Source organism: Pedobacter panaciterrae (assembly GCF_013204795.1).
Lineage (GTDB): Bacteria > Bacteroidota > Bacteroidia > Sphingobacteriales > Sphingobacteriaceae > Pedobacter > Pedobacter panaciterrae.
In genome coordinates this window covers 256,132-275,047 of the sequence record NZ_JABMKW010000008.1, presented here as the reverse complement: position 1 = coordinate 275,047, position 18,916 = coordinate 256,132, and the positions used below count along the sequence as shown (strand labels likewise).

20 protein-coding genes are annotated in these 18,916 nt (G+C 37.1%); 6 read left to right on the top strand and 14 right to left on the bottom strand.

From position 1 onward, the window contains the following. Positions 1 to 77 precede the first annotated feature (77 nt). Complete coding sequence (gene accD, locus HQN86_RS03285; protein WP_172659604.1) at positions 78 to 923, top strand: acetyl-CoA carboxylase, carboxyltransferase subunit beta; 846 nt, start codon at positions 78 to 80, stop codon at positions 921 to 923. Positions 924 to 991: 68 nt separating this feature from the next. Here accD and HQN86_RS03280 read toward each other — a convergent pair whose 3' ends face one another. The 4 genes from HQN86_RS03280 to glmM form a co-directional block, all read right to left on the bottom strand. Further along, positions 992 to 3,283: a GH92 family glycosyl hydrolase gene (locus tag HQN86_RS03280; protein WP_172659603.1), complete on the bottom strand. Its 2,292-nt coding sequence runs from the start codon at positions 3,281 to 3,283 to the stop codon at positions 992 to 994. Positions 3,284 to 3,305: 22 nt separating this feature from the next. Continuing rightward, positions 3,306 to 3,983 (bottom strand): basic secretory protein-like protein, encoded by a 678-nt coding sequence (locus tag HQN86_RS03275; protein WP_172659602.1) that lies wholly within the window; start codon positions 3,981 to 3,983, stop codon positions 3,306 to 3,308. Between the two features lie 162 nt (positions 3,984 to 4,145). Continuing rightward, the gene (locus tag HQN86_RS03270; protein ID WP_172659601.1) at positions 4,146 to 5,294 is read right to left on the bottom strand and encodes a cysteine desulfurase family protein; all 1,149 of its coding nucleotides are present in this window, start codon (positions 5,292 to 5,294) and stop codon (positions 4,146 to 4,148) included. A gap of 8 nt (positions 5,295 to 5,302) precedes the next feature. Beyond that, positions 5,303 to 6,691 (bottom strand): phosphoglucosamine mutase, encoded by a 1,389-nt coding sequence (glmM, locus tag HQN86_RS03265; RefSeq protein ID WP_172659600.1) that lies wholly within the window; start codon positions 6,689 to 6,691, stop codon positions 5,303 to 5,305. Positions 6,692 to 6,891: 200 nt separating this feature from the next. Between glmM and HQN86_RS03260 the strand changes: the two genes are divergently transcribed. The 3 genes from HQN86_RS03260 to HQN86_RS03250 are packed head-to-tail and all read left to right on the top strand — an operon-like array spanning position 6,892 to position 8,908. Then, on the top strand, positions 6,892 to 7,623 hold the full coding sequence (locus HQN86_RS03260) for a class I SAM-dependent methyltransferase (protein WP_048906943.1): 732 nt from the start codon (positions 6,892 to 6,894) through the stop codon (positions 7,621 to 7,623). After that, complete coding sequence (locus tag HQN86_RS03255; RefSeq protein ID WP_172659599.1) at positions 7,620 to 8,183, top strand: phosphatase PAP2 family protein; 564 nt, start codon at positions 7,620 to 7,622, stop codon at positions 8,181 to 8,183. The genes HQN86_RS03260 and HQN86_RS03255 overlap by 4 nt, the downstream gene beginning before the upstream one ends. Then, complete coding sequence (locus HQN86_RS03250) at positions 8,183 to 8,908, top strand: ZIP family metal transporter (protein WP_172659598.1); 726 nt, start codon at positions 8,183 to 8,185, stop codon at positions 8,906 to 8,908. Before HQN86_RS03255 ends, HQN86_RS03250 begins: the two co-directional genes overlap by 1 nt. A gap of 7 nt (positions 8,909 to 8,915) precedes the next feature. Here the strand turns inward: HQN86_RS03250 and HQN86_RS03245 are convergent, their stop codons facing one another. The 9 genes from HQN86_RS03245 to HQN86_RS03205 form a co-directional block, all read right to left on the bottom strand. Further along, positions 8,916 to 9,365: a MarR family winged helix-turn-helix transcriptional regulator gene (locus HQN86_RS03245; protein ID WP_172659597.1), complete on the bottom strand. Its 450-nt coding sequence runs from the start codon at positions 9,363 to 9,365 to the stop codon at positions 8,916 to 8,918. Positions 9,366 to 9,376: 11 nt separating this feature from the next. Next, complete coding sequence (locus tag HQN86_RS03240) at positions 9,377 to 9,535, bottom strand: DUF5522 domain-containing protein (protein WP_172659596.1); 159 nt, start codon at positions 9,533 to 9,535, stop codon at positions 9,377 to 9,379. Beyond that, positions 9,535 to 10,476 (bottom strand): exonuclease, encoded by a 942-nt coding sequence (locus tag HQN86_RS03235; RefSeq protein ID WP_172659595.1) that lies wholly within the window; start codon positions 10,474 to 10,476, stop codon positions 9,535 to 9,537. Before HQN86_RS03235 ends, HQN86_RS03240 begins: the two co-directional genes overlap by 1 nt. Further along, positions 10,476 to 11,072 carry a dephospho-CoA kinase gene (coaE, locus tag HQN86_RS03230; RefSeq protein WP_172659594.1) on the bottom strand — a complete coding sequence of 199 codons (597 nt, stop codon included), beginning with the start codon at positions 11,070 to 11,072 and terminating at the stop codon, positions 10,476 to 10,478. Before coaE ends, HQN86_RS03235 begins: the two co-directional genes overlap by 1 nt. After that, on the bottom strand, positions 11,072 to 12,019 hold the full coding sequence (locus HQN86_RS03225; protein ID WP_172659593.1) for a YbbR-like domain-containing protein: 948 nt from the start codon (positions 12,017 to 12,019) through the stop codon (positions 11,072 to 11,074). Before HQN86_RS03225 ends, coaE begins: the two co-directional genes overlap by 1 nt. Before the next feature lie 182 nt (positions 12,020 to 12,201). Further along, on the bottom strand, positions 12,202 to 12,534 hold the full coding sequence (yajC, locus tag HQN86_RS03220) for a preprotein translocase subunit YajC (RefSeq protein ID WP_172659592.1): 333 nt from the start codon (positions 12,532 to 12,534) through the stop codon (positions 12,202 to 12,204). A gap of 20 nt (positions 12,535 to 12,554) precedes the next feature. Continuing rightward, positions 12,555 to 13,025 (bottom strand): DUF1573 domain-containing protein, encoded by a 471-nt coding sequence (locus HQN86_RS03215; RefSeq protein ID WP_172659591.1) that lies wholly within the window; start codon positions 13,023 to 13,025, stop codon positions 12,555 to 12,557. 6 nt (positions 13,026 to 13,031) lie between these two features. Beyond that, positions 13,032 to 13,925: a transcription antitermination factor NusB gene (nusB, locus tag HQN86_RS03210; RefSeq protein ID WP_246269409.1), complete on the bottom strand. Its 894-nt coding sequence runs from the start codon at positions 13,923 to 13,925 to the stop codon at positions 13,032 to 13,034. Positions 13,926 to 14,015: 90 nt separating this feature from the next. Next, on the bottom strand, positions 14,016 to 15,104 hold the full coding sequence (locus HQN86_RS03205; protein WP_048906948.1) for a Glu/Leu/Phe/Val family dehydrogenase: 1,089 nt from the start codon (positions 15,102 to 15,104) through the stop codon (positions 14,016 to 14,018). A gap of 111 nt (positions 15,105 to 15,215) precedes the next feature. On the opposite strand from HQN86_RS03205, the gene HQN86_RS03200 reads away from it, so the two are divergent. Together HQN86_RS03200 and HQN86_RS03195 are read left to right on the top strand one after the other, a co-directional pair. Beyond that, on the top strand, positions 15,216 to 17,006 hold the full coding sequence (locus tag HQN86_RS03200; protein ID WP_172659589.1) for an ABC transporter ATP-binding protein: 1,791 nt from the start codon (positions 15,216 to 15,218) through the stop codon (positions 17,004 to 17,006). A 69-nt stretch (positions 17,007 to 17,075) separates the two neighbouring features. After that, entirely contained in the window at positions 17,076 to 17,405 is a 330-nt protein-coding gene (locus tag HQN86_RS03195; protein WP_048906949.1) for a DUF3276 family protein, read from the top strand. Positions 17,406 to 17,484: 79 nt separating this feature from the next. Here HQN86_RS03195 and HQN86_RS03190 read toward each other — a convergent pair whose 3' ends face one another. Further along, a complete protein-coding gene (locus HQN86_RS03190; RefSeq protein ID WP_172659588.1) occupies positions 17,485 to 18,903 on the bottom strand; it encodes a DUF1501 domain-containing protein in 1,419 nt (472 codons plus the stop codon). Positions 18,904 to 18,916: the final 13 nt, after the last annotated feature.

Below are 18,916 nucleotides of genomic sequence, written 5' to 3'. Positions count from 1 at the left end.
AATCGTTTAACTAAAGTATCCTTAAACTGTTCTAATTTTTTTTTGTTTCTTTGTAATCGCATTTTTCAAGAAATAACATGGCTTGGTTTAAAAGAGAGAAAAAAGGTATTAGTACGCTTACTGAAGAAAAAAAAGAAGCGCCAGACGGTTTATGGAACAAGTGTCCGAATTGTAAAAAAGCATTACATACTGCCGATCAAATAGAGAATAAATATGTTTGCCAATATTGTGACTATCATTTAAGAATAGGGTCTAAGGAATACTTTCAGGTATTATTTGACGATAATAAGTTCACCGAGCTTTTCTCAAATTTAACATCAGGAGATCCCTTGAATTTTACAGATAGCAAGCCCTACACTGAAAGGTTGGTAGAGAGCATGACTAAAACAGGCTTAAAAGACGCCATTAGAGCTGCTCACGGTAAAATAGAAGGTGAAGACATCATTATAGCTTGTATGGATTTCAGTTTTATTGGCGGATCTATGGGTTCGGTAGTAGGTGAAAAAATTGCCCGTTCTATTGATTATGCAATAAAACATAAAGTTCCATTTTTAATGATCTCCAAATCTGGAGGTGCCCGGATGATGGAAGCTGCATTCTCGTTAATGCAAATGGCCAAAACTTCGGCTAAACTTGCACTGTTAAGTCAGGCCAAAGTTCCTTATATATCTTTGCTTACAGACCCAACTACTGGTGGTGTAACTGCTTCTTATGCGATGCTTGGTGATATTAACATTGCTGAGCCTGGTGCTTTGATCGGTTTTGCCGGTCCAAGGGTTATTAAAGAAACAATAAAGAAAGATCTGCCTAAGGGTTTCCAAACCGCAGAATTCGTTTTGGAACATGGTTTCCTTGATTTCATTGTAGATCGCAGAATGATGAAAGCTAAGCTTGCTGCTTTCCTTAAAATGATGAAGAACTAAAAAAATATATTATAATTAAAAAAGCCCGGTAAAATATTTTACCGGGCTTTTTTTGTATTTAACAAGTACTATTTGCTAGTATCTGTTGAAAGCGAATAAGGGAAATCTGACTCATTAGCGCCTCTTTCTTTATTCGGTGTCTCAGACATATCAAAATCTAAAGTAGCACCTTGTAATAAAGTAGAGTGGCTTAACCAGTTTTTAGAATATGGTTTACCGTTATACTTTAAGGTCTGTACGTACTTGTTATCAGCACTGTTTTTTGGTGCATTGATGGTAATCGTTTTACCGTTCTCTAAATTAAGCGTAACCTTTTTAAACAAAGGAGCACCGATAACATACTGATCTACAGCCGGAGTTACAGGATAAAACCCAAGAGCAGAGAACACATACCAAGCAGATGTTTGTCCGTTATCCTCATCTCCGCAATATCCATCAGGTGTAGCTTTATACATTCTATCCATCGTTTCGCGTACCCAATATTGAGTTTTCCATGGCGCGCCTGCATAATTATATAAATAAATCATATGCTGGATTGGCTGATTACCATGAGCGTATTGGCCCATGTTTGCAATTTGCATTTCACGAATCTCGTGGATCACACCACCATAATAACTATCGTCAAACACTGGAGGAAGTGTAAATACGGAATCCAGTTTCTGAACAAATTTATCTTTACCGCCCATTAACTTAGATAATCCATCAATATCCTGGAATACCGACCATGAATAATGCCAGCTATTTCCTTCTGTAAATGCATCGCCCCATTTGAATGGATTAAAAGGAGATTGGAATTTACCATCCTGATTTTTACCACGCATTAAACCTGTTGATGGATCAAACAGATTTTTATAGTTCATACTGCGTTTTTTATAAATATCTATTTCAGACGCAGGTTTGCCTAATGCTTTACCTAGTTGATAGATCGCAAAATCATCATAAGAATACTCCAATGTTCTGGCCGCATTTTCATTGATTTTTACATCGTAAGGCACATAACCTAATTCATTGTAGTATTTAACGCCGCGACGACCTGTAGCTTCAGGGCCTTCATTATTAGCGCCATGTTTTACAGCATCCCATAATGTATTGATGTCGTAGCCACGCATACCTTTAATGTAGGCATCAGCAACAACAGAAGCAGAGTTATTTCCGATCATACAATCAGAATAGCTAGGGCTCGACCACTCAGGCAGCCAGCCACCCTCTTTATAATCGTTCACCAAACCTTCCTGCATTTCTTTATTAACAGATGGATAAACAAGGTTAAGGAATGGATATAATGCTCTGAATGTATCCCAGAAACCTGTACCAGCAAATCTGTAACCTGGCGCTGTTTTACCAGTGTAGGGGCTATAGTGTACTATCTTATTGCTCTTATCAACCTCATACATTTTGTGAGGGAAAAACAAAGTGCGGTATAAACTCGAGTAAAAAGTACGAACCTGATCTATAGTTCCGCCTTCAACAGAGATTTTGCTAAGTGTTTTGTTCCACACTGCTTTTCCTTTTTGTTTGGTTGTTTCAAAACTATCGTTTGATAATTCTCTTGTCAGATTGATATCTGCCTGCTCAAAGCTGATAAATGAAGAAGCAACTTTCATATTAACCTGCTCCCCTTTTTCGGTTTTAAACCCTATGATAGCACCTGAATGATCACTTTGCAACTCCAATGTATCTTTTGCAAGGTTTTTACCTCTCCATGCATTTGCAGATGTAAAAGGTTTATCAAAGTAAATAACAAAGTAGTTTTTAAAGTTTTCAAGCTTACCGCGGCTGTATCTGGTACTGTAACCAATTACTTTGCGTTCGCCAGGTATTATTTTGATGTATGACCCTTTATCAAAGGCGTCGATAACTACATAAGAATCATTTGTTTTTGGGAAGGTAAAACGGAACTGGGCAGCTCGTTCTGTAGGAGTGATTTCTGTTGTCACATCGGCATCAGCCAAATAAACGCTATAGTAATAAGGCTTAACGGTTTCAGATTTATGAGAATACCAGCTTGCTCTGTCATCCTGATTAAATCTCATTTTACCCGTTACAGGCATTACTGAGAACTGACCGTAATCATTCATCCATGGAGACGGCTGATGAGTTTGTTTAAATCCTCTTATTTTATCAGCGTCGTAGGTATAAGCCCATCCGTCGCCCATTTTACCAGTTTGTGGTGTCCAAAAGTTCATTCCCCATGGCAAAGCTATCGTTGGATAGGTATTTCCATTAGACAAATCTGGCTTACTTGCAGTACCCATTAGCGGATTAATCCATTCAACTGGATCCGTTACTTTGCCCACTGTCTGTGCAAACAGCGCAGAGGATGCCAGAACTAATGAGGCGGTTAAAAATTGTTTAATCATGGTTAAAAAATATCAAATGTGGTTATAATGCTGGTTTTTCTGAATATGCTTTCCACAGGTCATCTAAAGATTTACCTGTTTCTTTTTGCCATATTTCGTTTGTATAGGTATGATCGCGTAAGCTTGAATCTAGTTTTTTAACAATCCCTTTGTTGTCGTGATTTTCTAACCATGCCAGGAATCTTGCAGTAATTCTGTAACTGTTTTTATAACTGTGCGTGCTTCTAAGTTCAGGGAGTGTCCAACCTGCCCCAGGATTATCAACTCCAAACTTATAACGTACATAGTCGGCAATGCCCTCAGTCAGCCATCCCGGTCCGTTACTACGTCCGTAATTTTGAACGATATGCATTACCTCATGGGTTACCACATCTACATCTCCCGGGAATTTCTTGAAATAAACTGCGCTATAAGTTACTTTTCCTGCTCCGGTAGCCGCAACTCCATCGTAAGCCGTATCAATCACAAAATAGACTTCTTTATTAGTGTTTGGATTATACTCCTGACTAAGCAATGGATAAACTTTAAAGAAAGTTTCAATCATTCTCTTTTTTAGGGCGGGATCAAATGTTGGGTCCTGGCTGGTAAAATTAAGGGTAAGACCATCTTTTTTAATTGTTTCGGTCTCCTGGGCTTTTAGATGATGACTGAAGATCATCGTTAAAGCCATGGAAAGTAATACTGTTGTGGTTCGTTTCATATTAAATTCTAAAAAAATTAAACGATTTAGCACACAAATAAACATAATAAAATGAAGATTCCCTAGTTGATAATGGTAACAAAGTAATAATAAAAGATCAGAGTTACGAAAAAAAGCCATCTTTTGAAGATGGCTTTTAATAATTTATACTAAAAATGTTAACTATACGGCCACATTTTGACTCACAATCTGTTTCACTTTCTCAACTACAAAATCTAGTTCTTCCTTTGTATTGTATTTGCTAAACGAGAACCTTACCGATGGGCGGTTAGGATCAGCAGCTATACCGGTAAGCACGTGAGACCCGATATTGGACCCTGATGAACACGCACTTCCACCTGATGCAGAAATACCGTTAATATCAAGGTTAAACAAAAGCATATCAGCCATGTCCATTGCCGGGAAAGAAACATTTAAAACGGTATACAAGCTTTTTTCAGGTTCAGTCTCTCCGTTAAAAAAGAGATCAGGTACTTCATTACTTAACCTATCCTTCAAATATGTCTTCAATTCTTGTATATGCTGTTGATGTTCCGCCATTTCTCCATATGCTATTTGCAAGGCCTTTGCCAGGCCTACAATACCATAAACATTTTCTGTTCCACCACGCATATTGCGTTCCTGTGCACCTCCAAAAATCATCGGACTGATTTTTATAGAATGGTTAACGTATAGAAAGCCAACACCTTTTGGACCATGTAATTTATGGGCAGCACAAACAATAAAATGAGCTTTAAGCTTTCTTACATCGTGCACATAATGCCCCATGGTTTGTACTGTATCACAATGATAAATGGCATTATATTGTTCGCAGATATCACCTACCCTTTCCAGATCTGTTAAAGTTCCCAATTCATTATTTGCATGCATTAGGGATACAAAAGAACGCTCATTGTTTTTAAGCAGCTCTTCAAGATGGTCATAGTCGATATTGCCTTTTGCATCCACATTAACAAAACTCAGCTTATCAATTACACCTTGCTCTAAAAGCATATTAAGCGTGTGTTCTACTGCATGGTGCTCAATTTTAGAGGTAATGGCATGTTTTATATTAAAGGCAGCAATACCGCAACGAATGGCTGTATTATCAGCCTCTGTACCTCCTGATGTAAAGAAAATTTCTGCAGGTGTTGCATTTAAAAGTCCGGAAACAGTTTTTCTGGCCTTTTCAATTAATGTACGTACCTCACGTCCCTGGGCGTGTATGGATGATGGATTACCATAATAAGAATTCATCACCTTAACCATTTCCTCTATCACTACTGCATCCAGGGGTGTAGTTGCAGCATTATCTAAATAAATTCTTTCCATTTTTTTTACTAACTCAATTTTAATATTTCTTTGATGTCGGAGATTATTTTTGTAGCTAAACCTTCGGCTACAGTTTCAGATCCGGCTTCACTATAGATACGAATAATTGGTTCTGTGTTTGATCTGCGAAGGTGTACCCATTCCTTATCAAACTCAATTTTTAATCCGTCTATTGTACTGTTTGGCTGATTTTTATATTTCTCCTGAACCTTTACCAACAAGGCATCAATATCCATTTCAGGAGTTAATGTGATTTTATTTTTAGAGATGTAATACTCAGGGTAGCTTTTGCGTAAAAGAGAGATAGACTTACCAAATTTAGCCAGATGAGTTAAGAACAAAGCTATTCCAACTAAAGCATCGCGACCATAGTGAAGTTCAGGGTAGATAATTCCTCCGTTCCCTTCTCCGCCAATCACAGCATTTGTAGCTTTCATTTTGTTAACCACGTTAACTTCACCTACTGCCGATGCATTATATGTTCCGCCAGAATTTTCAGTTACATCTCTAAGCGCTCTTGTAGAAGATAAGTTAGATACTGAATTACCTGGTGTGTTTTTAAGGATGTAATCTGCTACAGCTACTAATGTGTATTCTTCGCCAAACATAGATCCATCTTCGCAAACAAAGCATAAACGATCTACGTCAGGGTCAACAACAATACCAAGATCAGCATTTTTGCTCTGTACAACTTTAGCAATCTCCGTTAAGTTTTCAGGAAGCGGTTCCGGATTATGGGGAAAATGGCCGTCAGGTTCACAATACAACTCATAAACAGTTTCAACTCCTAAAGCTTTTAGCAAAGCTGGTACAAATATACCTCCTGTTGAGTTAACACAATCAATTGCAATTTTAAAATTAGCAGCTTTTATTGCTTCAACATCCACTAATGGCAACGCAAGAATAACATCAATATGCTTTTGCAAATATGTATCATTACTTATCACTTTACCTAAATCATCAACATCAGCAAATGCAAACTCAGATTTCTCCGCAATTTCCAGAACATCCTTTCCATCTGCATCACTAATAAATTCACCTTTCTCGTTAAGGAGTTTCAATGCATTCCACTGTTTTGGATTATGGCTCGCTGTTAAAATTATACCACCACCGGCATTTTCCATCGGAACAGCAATTTCAACAGTTGGAGTGGTAGATAAACCAAGGTCGATTACTTCAATACCCAAACCTTGCAGGGTACCGATAACCAGGTTATTTACCATTTCGCCGGATATCCTGGCATCGCGGCCCAGAACAATTCTTTTGTTATTTGTTTTGCTGATTACCCATGAACCATAGGCTGCAGTGAATTTTACAATATCGATTGGGGTTAAACCATTACCGGCAATACCACCGATTGTCCCCCTTATTCCAGAAATAGATTTTATTAGTGTCAATTTGTTGATTATTTTTTTTCCAAAAATAACAAAAAATAGGCAAAGCAGGTTAACTCAGCACCATGCATTCGTAAAATTATGCTTTATTTCCTTTGCTGTCTATTTAAAATTTTTCGTAGAGGAGGTAGCGATAAAATTGTTTTATGATAACAATTTTATCTAAGTTTGTTTTTTTTCTAAAACATCAAAATACAGGCTCTATGCAGCGAAAATGGTTCCAATATTGGTTTAACTCTCCTTTCTATCACATACTATATAGTCAGCGTAATGATGCCGAAGCAGAGTTTTTAATTGATAACCTTTCTGCTTACCTGAAACCAGCCGCAAATTCCAGAATTTTAGACATCGCCTGCGGAAGAGGTCGACATTCAATTTACCTTAATAAAAAAGGTTATGATGTAACCGGAATTGACTTATCAGAGCAAAGTATTAAATATGCCCAGCAATTTGAACAAAAGAACCTTCATTTCTTTGTTCATGATATGCGCAAGCTTTCTTTTATCAACTATTTTGACATTGCAATGAACCTATTTACCAGTTTCGGTTATTTTGAAACGGAAAAGGAGCATGTGAATGCAATGAAGGCGTTCAGAAAAAGCTTAAAAGAAGACGGGACGTTGGTGATAGATTATTTTAACACGCAAAAGATCCTTAAAAATCTCACCCAGCAAGAGATAAAAACCGTAGAAGGTATTGAATTTCACCTGCATAAATTTGTAGCCGAGGGGAAAATTATTAAACATATAAATTTCGAGCATAGAGATAAACCTTATGCCTTCGAAGAACGTGTGCAGGCTTTTACTCTTCAAGATTTTGAACGTATGTTTGAGAAAAGCGGACTAAAGATAGCAGCTACTTTTGGAAGTTATGGATTAGATCCTTTTGATGAAAGCAAATCGGACAGATTGATACTAATTTGCAAAAAAGCATGATAGAAAGTTTACAACAATTTGATGTAGAACTTTTTCTTAAGATCCATAGAGGCCTTGCTAATCCATTTTTTGATTGGCTGCTCCCTTTAATGCGCAATCGTTATTTTTGGGCGCCATTATATTTGTTCATCATTATTTTCTCATTTATTGAGTACAAAAAGAAAGGCTGGTACATCATTGGGATGTTACTTGTTACATTTGCTATTGGTGATATGGTTGCATCAAGGCTTATTAAACCTGCAGTAGCAAGAATAAGACCTTGTAATGAAATAACACTGGCTAATGATATCATTCACCGTGTGCCTTGCGGAAGTGGCTATAGCTTCCCTTCTGCGCATGCTACAAATCATTTTGCAATAGCTGTATTTCTTATCTTTGTATTTTACGACAGATGGAAACCAGTGCTACCAATTGGACTTTTCTGGGCATTTATTATTTCGTTCTCTCAGATTTATGTAGGTGTTCACTACCCTATTGACACCATGGTGGGCGCAATACTTGGTACGCTTATAGGCTTATTGACATCGAAAATTTATAAAAAATTACAACCACAGTTATAATGGAAATCTGGAAGGTATTAATTCTATTTCTTAGTGCATTTTTGGGAGGTTCTGCTATTTTTTTAGTTAAAAGCGACAAGTCCCAGCTTTTAAAACTGATTCTCTCTTTTAGTGGTGCCTATTTATTTGCGATAACTGTTTTACATTTAATTCCAGATGCATACAGTGGTTCTGACCCGCAGGAAATTGGAATATTTATTCTTATAGGTTTCTTATTACAGATATTTTTAGAGCAATTTTCTGAAGGCGTAGAGCATGGTCACATCCACAAACACCATGAGACACAAGTATTTCCATACGGAATTATGATTAGTCTTTGTCTTCATGCTTTTCTTGAGGGAATGCCTTTGGCAAAAGATCAGCATAATGCTTTGATATTTGGAATTTCACTTCATCACATCCCAGCTGCCTTTGCATTAGCCAGTATTTTAATGCAAAATCAATTTAAAAAGAGTAACATACTCATTTACATTGGGATTTTTGCCATAATGGCCCCCTTTGGGTTTTACGTAAGCTATGGGCTTAGCAATGGAACTATTGGTGGTATTGAGAATTATTTCAACAGAATTATGGGAATTGTAATCGGTATATTCTTGCATATTTCTACTACCATATTATTCGAGTCGAGCGTAGATCACAAGGTATCAAAACGTAAAATGATTGCCGTACTGTGCGGCATAGCGATTGCACTAATTGGGTATTTCAGCTCTAGCCATTCGCATTAAGCATATATTAGCCTCTCATTTTATCAAGTAAATCATTTAGTGTAGTGGCTTCCTGTTCGGTTAAATTTGATGAGATCAGTACTGAAAGACTAACCTCCTGATCCATCAGTTCAAGCAATTCCAGGCCTTTGTCGCTTATTCTAATATCAACAGCTCGTTTATCTACAGCATTTGACTCTTTTATAACAAGTCCTTTTTGCACCAGTCTATCCACTATTCTTGAAGTATCACTCATTTTATCGAGCATTCTTGATTTCAGAAGATTTATGGTAGCCGGACTAGGATTTTGTCCGCGCAAAATTCTTAAAATATTAAATTGCTGAGTAGTAACCTCAAAAGGCAGGATCGTTTGCTTTAGTTTCTCGGTACACCAATTACTGGTATGCCACACATTTACAATGGCCTGGTGATGGATGCTCTCAAATTTTGTGGTAAGCGTTTCTTTCTGCAACTGCATCTTTTCGTTCTTTATTTGTTTGGTGGTGTAGCTTTTATTTTTTGCTTTCCAAATCCCCATGGACAATGTTTACACTTATTTTTACAGCAATAACCACGTTTTAAGTGATAAGCTTCTGTAAAAACCATAAAGCCATTTTCATTGAAGTAATAATCTACACCTTCTTTCATCAGTTAAGCAATTTCACTACCAAACTTTTTTCGTAATGTTTCTTTAAATGGTATCCATTACCATGATTAGTCCAAACTTGTTTAGGTTTTACCTTTTCTATCGTTAAAATTATATCATTCCAATCGGCATGATCTGATATGTACAATTGAATTTCATGGCTACTTTGAAGGTGTTTCCAGCCTGTTGCAAATATCCTGATCACATTAATTGCCTTAAAATAGCTCTTAAAAACCATTGGCGGAACCATATAAACCATGTTTGTATGATTGTTCTTCATTACTTTACGGTCATAGATCTCATACTTCCCTAAATTTACTCCCATTTGCTCATATATTTTCACAAAAGGTAACATACTATAGTGAACAAGTATCCTTTTTTCTGTACAGTAATCATTCATCAAGCTGATCAAACGCTGGCATTTACCTAAGGCATATGCACCAAGCATAATATTACTGGTAGTTGAGCTCAGCTTAATTATTTCTTCCTCGGCAATCGGGTGTTGTGTTTCCGGATCAGCAAATGTGGTTTCAGTTATCAAGACATCTGCTTCTACAAATTCTACCGGTTCGCAGGTTTTATCTGGTTGGAGCTTATAATCGCCAGTATAAAGATACTTTACTCCTTCATACTCCATTAGCACCATAGCAGAGCCTAAAATATGTCCTGCCGGAATAAAACTTACTTTAACCCCATTCACATCAAAAGTTTGATGATACTCCATGATGTAGAATTCTCCACCTGCAAATTTCTTGTATCTATGATGCATAAATAAAGAGGTTGCCATTGTACAGTACACATTGTGGTTACCTCCAACTGCATGATCGCCATGGGCATGCGAAATGACTGCATTTTTAACTGCTTCTTTTGGATCCAGATAAAAATTACCATACCTGCAAAACAGACCGGTCTTATCGATCTCTATAAAATCTTCTAATATCATTAAGGTTTGGTATTGAGAAACAGCTGATGGAGACCCATTACCTGATTAATAAGGGAATCTGTTTCGTTGTTGTTTATCAGGTAATCAGCCATCTGTATTTTCTTTTCGTCGGTAAACTGCTTGTCCATTCTGGCTTTTACCTGATCGGCAGTTACTCTATCGCGTTTCATTACGCGATCTAATTTGAGTTCCAATGGTGCAGTAACGAGAATGTTCTTATCACACATTCTGTAAGAACCACTTTCAAACAATAAAGCAGCTTCTTTAAGTATATAAGGAACCTTTTCGGGCAATTGATTAACCCAGTTATCGAATGCTCTAAAAACTGCAGGGTGAACTAATGCGTTTAACTTGGCCAGCTCCCCGGCGTCGTTAAATACGATACCAGCGATATGCTTATTATTTAATATATCTCCAGGCAGATAGCTTTCTTTGCCAAAGGTATCTTTAACACCCTGGATTAGAATGGCATCATTTACCATAATTTCTTTAGCTACGGTATCGGCATAGAATACGGAGACACCCAACGTTTCAAAAATTTTGCAAATAGTAGTCTTCCCGCTACCAATTCCTCCTGTAATCCCTACTTTTAACATTATTTCTCAATTATAAAATCAATCTTCTCGGGAACAATATTCACCAATTTACAATAATCCGGAAAGCGGGTTATTTTAACTCTTAGCTGATTGTGTTTTAAATCTCTCCATTCATCCAAATCTACAACAGCATCTATAAAGTTCTCATTGATCTGCTGGTATTTTGACAAAGCGACCAAAAAAGTGATTTTAACCTTCTTCGGGTATAGTTTAATGTTGTAATAATCTTTATTATTTATGATTCTCAGCGACAGATCAATTGTTTTTTCTGTGAACTCATCAATAGGTACCTTTACCTCTGCACTTGTGGGAAAAATACTTACATTCTTCATCTTATTCTGCGTCATAGCAATTCTTGAAACAGTTGTATTTTGAGCATCTGTAAACTTTAAAGAATCGGTTGGCCAATCTTTAATTTTTTTAAGCTCTTCTTCCGGTCCGGATAAGGTCACATATTTAGGGATGATCTCAATATCTTCTGAAATACCGTATTGCTTTGCAAAACTAAAATTAGACACCAATTTTACTGGCACTCTTTTAACGGTTCTTTCAGAAAAGTCAAAATAAAGTGTATCCGGTTTTACGGAAATTATCTTTTGCGAAGTTTCCAGCTGCCTGTTGACATTAAACAATTGCTCAGAAAAAAGAATGAAATTGCGATTATTTAATTTTTCCAGATTGATGGCTATTGACTGGGGTTTAACCCTTAAGCGTGCAAATAATAATTGCCAGCCTGTCCCCTCAACCTGCAAATCAACAGTATCTGACTGAAGTGCATGAAAGGCACGTTTTTGAGGGAAATTCTTATAAACCAATACGGTTTTAGCAGTATAAACGTACTTATTGTTTAACGCCATTAACAACCACGCTGCTACTGCAAGAAGCAAACAGGTGACTAAAACGAGGAATCGCTTCCGCTCTATTTTTGTGAGTTTTATAAAGGGCATCGCTGTAAAAATACGAATAATCTATTAGTAAGACCACATGCATAATAAAAGGTCTGCACCTTGTTGGTACAGACCTTTTATTTTATACTCCTCGTAACTCTGAATTTATTTCAGGACCACTCAAGAGTAAAGCCATTATACAGGTGCGAGATCCTGAATAAATCAGGATGATGACCATCAAATTATGCCTTTGGAGCTTCTGCAGCTTTAGGAGCCGCTGCTTTTGTTGCGTCTAAAGAGATTGCAGTTTTATCAAAACGGATTTTTGTACCACCTTCAACTTCGATAAGGAAGGTAGTATCGTTCATGTCTACAATTCTACCATGTATGCCAGCAGTAGTAACTATTTTATCTCCTTTTTTCAAATCTTCAACCAATTTTTTATGGTCTTTGGCTTTTTTAACTTGTGGTCTGATCATGAAAAAATAAAATACTACCATGATTAATACCATTGGTACTAAAGTACTTAACATGCTACTACCACCAGCTGCCTGCAATATTATTGTTGATATCATACTATTGTTATATAAATTAATTATTCTTTAATTTCTCCTGTTAAGTGTAGTTCAATTGCACTATTTAGTGCGTTAGATTTAACTGAAACTATTTTATCTTGTCTGCCTGTTTTACCTGCACTGTTAAATACAACGTTAAGCTCTCCGGCTTGTCCCGGTTTAATTGGCGCCTTTGGTATTTCAGGAACGGTACAGCCACAAGTTGCAATAGCATCTGTAATTATTAACGGCATTTTGCCCGTATTCCGGAATTTGAAACTATAAGAGACTTTTTCACCTTTCTCTATTTTACCGAAGTAATAATTATTAGTTTCAAAAGTTAATACTGGTCCGTCGGTATGACGGATTGCCTCCGCTTTAGCAGAGTCGGCGCTTGCTGTAATTGCAGCAGTGTCTGTAACAGTTGAAGCTGCATCAACATTTTTGTCAGTTTTTGATTGGCACGATGCTAACGTTAACGCAACTGCTGCCAGTAACAAAATTTTCTTCATAAATTTTTATTCTTCTATAAGTCCGCGACCAATTTTCTTAATACTGTTGGTTCTTTTAAGATCGCCCATAATTTTATCCAAGATACCGTTAATAAATGAATTACTTTTCGGTGTACTGTAATCTTTTGATAAATCCAGATATTCATTTATAGTTACCTTAACAGGTATTGAGGGGAAATTTAGCAGTTCACAAATTGCCATCTTCATCAATATTGTATCCATTAAGGCAATACGCTCAGACTCCCAGTTTTTTGTACGTTCTGCAATAAGCGCCTGATAATCTTTATCATTCCTGAGGGTATAGATAAATAAATCTTCAACAAATTTGCTATCCTCGTCCCAATCCTGACTGATCGGCGTAAGTTTGTTTGCAAATGCGTCTTCTGATGTAAAATTTTTGATGGTTTTAGCAACCATTCCCTGCATTACCTCTTTGTCAACAGACCAATTGATAAATTTATCTTCAAATGCCTGTATAATATTGTGGCTTTTAAGAATAATTTTTCTAAAAATGTATTTGATAATGGTTTTAGATTCTTCCAGATCATTTACTTCATCTGCTAAATAAGCAGTGTATTCCGGAGTAACTTTCAAAGAGTTAAAAATTGCTTTTACAAATTCAGGATCCGCCATCCAGTTGATTTTGTATTTATTTACAGCAGCAACGAAGTCCGGATTGTTCTTTAAAGTAACTGCAAATTTATTGTTTTGCAATTTTAAGTTCGGATTAAGATCTTCTGCAGTAGGCAGGTGCTTGTTAGCACGTTCTGTTGCATCAACACCGGTATATTCCGTAACCTCTACTAAAAGTGAAAGCATCCATATGTACATTTCATATACATTATCAATACTGTGCATAAGAGCCTTTTTTGCTGAAGCTAAATCTCTTTTGTCTGTCATGTGCCAAGCAAATATATTTTGCAAAGCTTTAATTCTTAAGTGCCTTCTGTTTAACATGAATGTAAGAACGAGTGGTAAATTACCTGTTTATTAAAATGATGATTTTATTTTCTTTATATCTATTATTCTTTGTTCTGCAATGCGGTTAGCTGCCCATATTGTTGGAATATTATCCTTTTTAGACATTTTAATTACATCGCGTGTAGCATTGTAAATGTTCTCTGTAAGCTGCATTGTACGTTTTTTACCATATCCTGTAAGCTCAGAGTAACAACTGATTAAACCACCGGCATTGATCAGATAATCAGGAGCAAATAAAATTCCTTTATCTAACAGAAGCTTACCATGCAATTGTTCATCAGCTAATTGGTTGTTAGCAGAACCCGCAATAATAGCAAACTTCATTTTTTCAATGGTTTTAGAATTTACCGTAGCCCCAAGCGCACATGGAGCATAAATATCGGCATTTAATCCAAAAATTTTATCTGCAGAAATTGGTTTGGCCTTATAGGTACGTGCTACATGTTGCAAACGATCTTCATTAATATCACTAATGTAAACCTCTACATTTTCTGCTCTTAGTAACTCAACCAAGTGCTCTCCAACGTTACCTATACCTTGTACCACAACTGAACGACCAGCAAGCATATCAGTACCAAAAACCTCTTTAACACAGGCTTTAATACCCAGGAAAACCCCTTTTGCTGTAGTTGGTGCCGGATTACCTGCTCCTCCTAATGACTCAGGAACTCCTGTAACATGTTTGGTTTCCATTTGGATATATTCCATATCTCTTGTATTGGTACCAACATCTTCAGCAGTAATAAATTCTCCGTTTAGATTTTTGATGAACCGGCCATAGCTGCGCATCATGGCTTCTGATTTTCCTTTATAAGAATCACCAATGATTACAGCATTACCGCCCCCTAAATTAAGGCCGGTGATAGCCGCTTTATATGTCATTGCCCTTGATAATCTGAGCACATCTTCAAGTGCTTCAGCTTCGGTAGCATAATTCCACATTCTTGTACCTCCTATTGCAGGGCCCAATGTAGTATCATGAATAGCAATAATCGCTTTTAAACCGGTATCGGGATCATTACAATAAACAACCTTTTTATGCCCAGAGGCACCAATTTGATCTAAAACTGAATTTACGATAGAACTATTACCAGACATATAATTTTGTTTATCAGATAAGCCGCAAAACTAGTCAAAAAAACATTATTTACATTGTTTTAACTAAAGTCTTTAAAAAATTTATCTTCATTTGGCTAACTTTACCTCCTCATGAAACACCTCCGGTTTTTAAACAAGTACTTTTATAAATATAAATGGTGGATTATTCCAGGAGTTTTCTTCGTGATTATATCAAATATTTTTGGTGTAATCCCGGCTCAGGTTATTGGCCATGCGTTCAATTTAATTACGGAGAACATCCAGATTTATGGTTTGTTTTACGGATTTGAGCGCCGAGAGGTTATTTACGATATTTTCTCTTATAGTTTGCTGTACTTTGGCGCACTTGTTTTGGTGCTTTACCTGCTAAGGGGACTGTTTCTATTTTTTATGCGCCAAACGATCATACTCATGTCCAGGCACATTGAATATGATATGAAAAACGAGATTTATGCACACTATCAGGAACTAAGTCTGGGTTTTTATCGCAGAAACAATACAGGCGACCTGATGAACCGGGCTACTGAAGATGTAAACAGAGTAAGGATGTATGTTGGGCCGGCAATTATGTACGCCATAAATACGGGTGTTCTCTTTTTGCTGGTCATTTATGCCATGTTCTCTGTTAACGCCACACTGGCTATCTTTTGTTTGTTGCCACTGCCGGCATTGGTTATCATAATTTATTTTGTGAATACAATGATCAATCGGAAAAGTGAACTCATTCAGGAGCAGCTTTCCAATCTATCTAGTTTTGTACAGGAAAGATTTTCGGGTATAAGGGTCATAAAATCATATGTTCGTGAAACACATACAAAAAAAGTGTTTGCGGCCGAAAGTGAAGGTTATAAGAACAGCGCGATGAGCCTTGTTAAAGTGCAGGCGCTATTTTATCCTACCATGCTTCTGCTTGTGGGTTTAAGTACTATCCTTACTATTTATGTTGGCGGAAAGCAAGTGATCAATGGTTCCATAACTGCAGGAAACATTGCAGAGTTTATTGTATATGTTAACCAGTTAACCTTCCCTGTTTCCATGCTTGGCTGGGTAACTACTCTTATCCAGAGGGCTTCCGCATCGCAAAAAAGAATTAATGAATTTTTACAGCTTAAGCCCGATATTAATTCTAATACGCAGGAAAAAAGAGTAATAAATGGAAATATCAGATTTGAGAATGTAAGTTTCACTTATCCAGATACCGGCATAGAAGCCTTAAAAAATGTAAGCTTTGAAATTGAACAAGGACAGTTCGTAGCAATTATTGGCCGAACAGGCTCTGGAAAATCAACGCTGGCTAATTTATTGATGCGGATGTATGATGTGGACGGCGGTAAGATAATAATTGACGACAAGGGCTTAAAAGACCTTAATTTGCAAGATTATCGCAACCAGATAGGTTTTGTACCTCAGGAAGTGTTTTTATTTTCTGATACAATTAAAAATAACATCGCTTTTGGTCTTGATACGGTTAATGACCAAGAAGTTGAAACAGCTGCAAAGAATGCTGCCGTTTATCACAACATTATCGATTTTGAGCTTAAATTTGAGACTATGCTTGGTGAAAGAGGAATCACCTTGTCTGGCGGACAGAAACAACGCGTTTCCATAGCCCGTGCACTGATCAAAGAACCGAAGATCCTCATATTTGACGACTGCCTTTCGGCTGTCGATACAAGAACCGAAGAAGAGATCCTGAATAATTTAGGTAGAATAATGAATGACAAGACAAGTATTCTTATTGCTCACCGGATTTCTACTATAAAAAATGCTGATAAAATTCTGGTTCTTGATGATGGTCAAATCATTGAGCAGGGTACTCATAACGAGTTATTGCAAAAAGGTGGCGCATATGCAGAAATGTATCAGAACCAATTACTTGAAGAAGAAAGTCAATCTGTGTAATTTCTATTTTGAACTTTAGTAATTATTCCTTTATATTTACCCGAACCAAAACCAAGAGCTATAGCAACCATGGGAGAATTTGACAACAAAGAGAGAGAAGAGGTTTTTTCAAAGAAAGTAAGAGCTGGTAAAAGAACTTATTTTTTCGACGTAAAAGCAACAAGATCAGGAGATTACTACTTAACCTTAACCGAAAGTAAAAAAAGACTGGAAGATGGTGTTTTTGTAAAACACAAAATCTTTTTATACAAAGAGGATTTCGAGAAATTTGCTGAAGGATTAAATGAAACTGTTGATTATATTAAAAGTCATCAGGAAGTGGTAGAAAAACGTTATGAATACTCTGAGAACCACGAAGGTGCAGGAACAAGGGTTCAAAACGACGACTTTTCATTTTAACAAAATAATAGAAAAACGCCCTGTTTGCAATAAACAAACAGGGCGTTTTTTATTCGGTTAACTTCTGAACCGATGAATTTCAGGAAAACAGATCCATTACGGGCTTACCTAACCCGTCGGGCGTAGTATAAAACGGCCTTTTTTCGACTAAATAATTAGTATCTGGAGCAATGCCAAGCGCATGATAAATGCTTTGATGGATTTGATCTATAACTATAGGATTTTCTATCGTTTTACATGGTCTTTCGTCTGCTGTTTTGCCATATACGCTTCCCTTTTTTATACCTCCACCAAACATTAGCATTGAACAGCCATCTGTAAAATGACGGTGCATACCGTAGTTTTTTATATCCTGTATAATATCAGGCTGCTCTACCTGCTCCTGTACTTTTGCATCAGGACGCCCTTCAACCATCATGTCTCTGCTAAATTCGCTTGCTAAAATAACCAGGGTTCTATCTAATCGTCCGCTCTTCTCTAAATCTTTAATTAACTGCGCTACGGGGCCGTCTATTTGCTTCTTCATATCTATCAGGCGAGTATAACCATTGTCGTGGGTATCCCAGCCTTTAAATGGCTCATATTCGGTAGTTACACTAATAAAACGGGCACCTTGCTCTGTAAGTCGACGAGCCATAAGGCAGCCTAGTCCAAACTTTCCTGTATTGTAGATATCATATATTTCTTTGGGCTCCTGGCTCAGGTCAAAAGCTTTGGCCTCGGGAGATTTTAAGAGGATATACGCTTGCTCCATGGATCTTTTTAAGGATTCCTTTTGATAATCACTGCCATATTCACCCATTGGACTTTTACTGATGAGATCATAATACAGTTTGTTTCGTTTTTCAAATCTGCTTGAGGACATGCCAACTGGTGGCTGCACACTTTCTAATCCGGCAGAAGGGTCGGGTATTAGAAACGGACCAAATTCATTACCTAAAAACCCCGCAGTATGAAAAGCTTTCAGTTCTTCTGCCTCACCAAGGGTAAACCGTTGTCCTATATCTATAAAAGCAGGAATTACCGGATTTAATGGGCCTAACTCTTTTGCGATCCAAGACCCAAGATGAGGGGCCGAAACGGATTGCGGGGGTTTATAGCAGGTATGCCAATGATATTGATGGCGCGAATGTAATATATGTCCCATATCTGCAGCTACATACGATCGGATCAATGTTCCTTTATCCATTACATTTCCGATAGATTGCAATCCTTCAGAAAAATTAATCCCATCTAAAATGGTAGGTACAGATTTAAAGGTGCTCAATACACTATTAGCCTGCATGCCTTTGGAAAAGGGCGTATATTTCTTTGGATCAAAAGTATCGGTGTGAGCCATCCCTCCTGCCATCCATAATAAAATAACAGTATCTGCAGTTGCATGGTTACTTTTTGAATTGCACGAGGACAGCAAATTGGTAAGAGGAATGCCAGCAGCCATAGCAGCTAAAGTTGCTGCGCTTGTATTCTTCAAAAAATCTCGTCTATTCCAATTCATCTTTTTAAGATTA

What these genes read in the sequence shown, in the direction of transcription:
- accD (WP_172659604.1), top strand. Translation starts at nt 78, where the DNA reads ATGGCTTGGTTTAAAAGAGAGAAAAAAGGTATTAGTACGCTTACTGAA.
- HQN86_RS03235 (WP_172659595.1), bottom strand. Translation starts at nt 10,476, where the DNA reads ATGATATTAGAAGATTTTATAGAGATCGATAAGACCGGTCTGTTTTGC.
- HQN86_RS03245 (WP_172659597.1), bottom strand. Translation starts at nt 9,365, where the DNA reads ATGCAGTTGCAGAAAGAAACGCTTACCACAAAATTTGAGAGCATCCAT.
- yajC (WP_172659592.1), bottom strand. Translation starts at nt 12,534, where the DNA reads ATGATATCAACAATAATATTGCAGGCAGCTGGTGGTAGTAGCATGTTA.
- HQN86_RS03205 (WP_048906948.1), bottom strand. Translation starts at nt 15,104, where the DNA reads ATGTCTGGTAATAGTTCTATCGTAAATTCAGTTTTAGATCAAATTGGT.
- HQN86_RS03280 (WP_172659603.1), bottom strand. Translation starts at nt 3,283, where the DNA reads ATGATTAAACAATTTTTAACCGCCTCATTAGTTCTGGCATCCTCTGCG.
- HQN86_RS03250 (WP_172659598.1), top strand. Translation starts at nt 8,183, where the DNA reads ATGGAAATCTGGAAGGTATTAATTCTATTTCTTAGTGCATTTTTGGGA.
- HQN86_RS03260 (WP_048906943.1), top strand. Translation starts at nt 6,892, where the DNA reads ATGCAGCGAAAATGGTTCCAATATTGGTTTAACTCTCCTTTCTATCAC.
- HQN86_RS03240 (WP_172659596.1), bottom strand. Translation starts at nt 9,535, where the DNA reads ATGAAAGAAGGTGTAGATTATTACTTCAATGAAAATGGCTTTATGGTT.
- HQN86_RS03215 (WP_172659591.1), bottom strand. Translation starts at nt 13,025, where the DNA reads ATGAAGAAAATTTTGTTACTGGCAGCAGTTGCGTTAACGTTAGCATCG.
- HQN86_RS03255 (WP_172659599.1), top strand. Translation starts at nt 7,620, where the DNA reads ATGATAGAAAGTTTACAACAATTTGATGTAGAACTTTTTCTTAAGATC.
- HQN86_RS03275 (WP_172659602.1), bottom strand. Translation starts at nt 3,983, where the DNA reads ATGAAACGAACCACAACAGTATTACTTTCCATGGCTTTAACGATGATC.
- HQN86_RS03270 (WP_172659601.1), bottom strand. Translation starts at nt 5,294, where the DNA reads ATGGAAAGAATTTATTTAGATAATGCTGCAACTACACCCCTGGATGCA.
- HQN86_RS03200 (WP_172659589.1), top strand. Translation starts at nt 15,216, where the DNA reads ATGAAACACCTCCGGTTTTTAAACAAGTACTTTTATAAATATAAATGG.
- coaE (WP_172659594.1), bottom strand. Translation starts at nt 11,072, where the DNA reads ATGTTAAAAGTAGGGATTACAGGAGGAATTGGTAGCGGGAAGACTACT.
- HQN86_RS03190 (WP_172659588.1), bottom strand. Translation starts at nt 18,903, where the DNA reads ATGAATTGGAATAGACGAGATTTTTTGAAGAATACAAGCGCAGCAACT.
- nusB (WP_246269409.1), bottom strand. Translation starts at nt 13,925, where the DNA reads ATGACAGACAAAAGAGATTTAGCTTCAGCAAAAAAGGCTCTTATGCAC.
- HQN86_RS03225 (WP_172659593.1), bottom strand. Translation starts at nt 12,019, where the DNA reads ATGCCCTTTATAAAACTCACAAAAATAGAGCGGAAGCGATTCCTCGTT.
- HQN86_RS03195 (WP_048906949.1), top strand. Translation starts at nt 17,076, where the DNA reads ATGGGAGAATTTGACAACAAAGAGAGAGAAGAGGTTTTTTCAAAGAAA.